The organism is Haladaptatus sp., assembly GCF_049589095.1.
Lineage (GTDB): Archaea > Halobacteriota > Halobacteria > Halobacteriales > Haladaptataceae > Haladaptatus.
The window spans coordinates 1-1,744 of record NZ_JBAWAC010000583.1; the positions used below are offsets into that span (position 1 = coordinate 1).

Annotated in this window: 1 protein-coding gene and 1 pseudogene; both read right to left on the minus strand. The window is 56.8% G+C overall.

Annotation, left to right across the window (positions count from 1 at the left end):
* Positions 1 to 63: 63 nt before the first annotated feature.
* Positions 64 to 984: a 2Fe-2S iron-sulfur cluster-binding protein gene (locus tag WBV42_RS18100; protein ID WP_423987262.1), complete on the minus strand. Its 921-nt coding sequence runs from the start codon at positions 982 to 984 to the stop codon at positions 64 to 66.
* A gap of 552 nt (positions 985 to 1,536) precedes the next feature.
* A pseudogene (locus WBV42_RS18105) lies at positions 1,537 to 1,744 on the minus strand (hypothetical protein); the annotation flags it as partial.

Consider the following 1,744-nt stretch of genomic DNA (forward strand, 5'->3'; position numbering starts at 1 on the left):
GTTTGGGCCTGTTCCTTCGCCCGGGCCATGAATCCTGCAACGCCTTTCTTTTCGGTATCGTCGTCAGTCATCGTCGGATTGTGCACCTCCCTTACGTCCCTTTCGCTCCTCTTTCATCGGCGTCATCTGCCGAGGCTGATGCTCGTAGTCCTCGCCGATGGCTTTGCCGATGCTATTGTGCTGATTGAAACCGGGTGCGGGAATCGTGGCGATGTCGGCCATGTCCTGTTCGACCAGCGATCCAGTCGGACAGACGGTGGCACAGTGGCCACACGAAACGCACGTCGATTCCATCATCGTCTCCGCGCCGTTCTGGAATCCGATCCGCGTGTCGTCTCCGTGGCCTTCCATTCGCAGGACACCCTCGACCTGCACGTCGTTACAGGCTTCCACACAGCGATTACAGAGGATACACTTGTTGCGGTCGATCTGGATGAACGGCGAGGATTCGTCTATCGGTTCGTACTCGTCACGGTCGTCGAAAACACCGTAGCGCGGTTCCACGACGTCGTTCTCGATGGAGACGTCTTGGAGTTCACAGCGGCCGTTTTTCCCGCAGGTCGTACACCGCAGGTTGTGATTCGAGAGCAGAAGGTCCAGATTTACGTCGCGGGCGTTCGCCGCTTCCTCGGCGTCCGTCCGGACGACCATGCCGTCATCCGCCGGGAAACTGCACGACGGGACGATGCCGTGTTCCTCGGTTTCGACCATACAGGTTCGGCATTCGCTTCGCGGGCCGATCCGGTCGTCCTCGTCGTACGAACAGAGTGCCGGAACGTAGCCATCGGTTTCGATCTGCTCGACCGCGTCGAGCAGCGTGTCGCCTTCCTCGACCGTGATCGACTCACCGTCCACGGTAACGGTGGCACGGTTGGCTCCGCCGACGTCGGGGTCGTTCGCCGTTCCGGTTTCGATGTAATCGTTCAGCGGAATATCGGGACCCTCGGTATCGCGCGAATTCTCCCAGATGGGATCGGTACTCATACGCACCCCTCACTGCCCGCATTTTCGGGTCTATTATGATGAATCGTGCGACCGCGCATTGAATAACACACCGCATACGAGTATCACGAGATTTCACTTAGTATTGCTGGCTAAACGGTCACGTATCGAGAGTAAGACGACGGAGAACGGGCCGGAAAAAATCCGGTGGGAAATCAGATCAGCATGTGTAGTTTGGTTAAATCCTAGCAAGGGTGGCGGGGCTTTTGACGGGATGAATGTGTCCCAAGTCCAGATATTTTTCCACGATCCATAAGTTATATTAGAGATTAAATGCATTTTCTGAAAATATTTCACGATCGCAAAGAATTTACCGCGATAGTATGACTCGAAACCATGGCCCGTAAGTCCCTCCCGCGCCGCCGCGTGCTCGCAGTGACCGGTACTGCCCTCCTCGGAGGTTGTCTCGGTTCGAGACGATCCGGAACGAAACCGGACCGGACGGAAACGGACCGGACGGAAACGGACGAAACGAAAACTGAAATGCGCGGAACGCCCGCTTCCGAGGGGTCGTGGGCGCAAATGGGACGGAATTCAAATCACAGTGGATACAACCCGACGATTCCATCGACGTGTTCGGACGTTCGATGGAACGTCGAGATAGACGCGGTCGTTGACGATGGTCGGCGTCGTCAACGGACCGTCCGTCTCGACGTTCCACCGAACGTCCGAACACGTCGATGGAATCGTCGGGTTGTATCCACTGTGATTCGAATTCCGTCCCATTTGCGCCCACGACCCC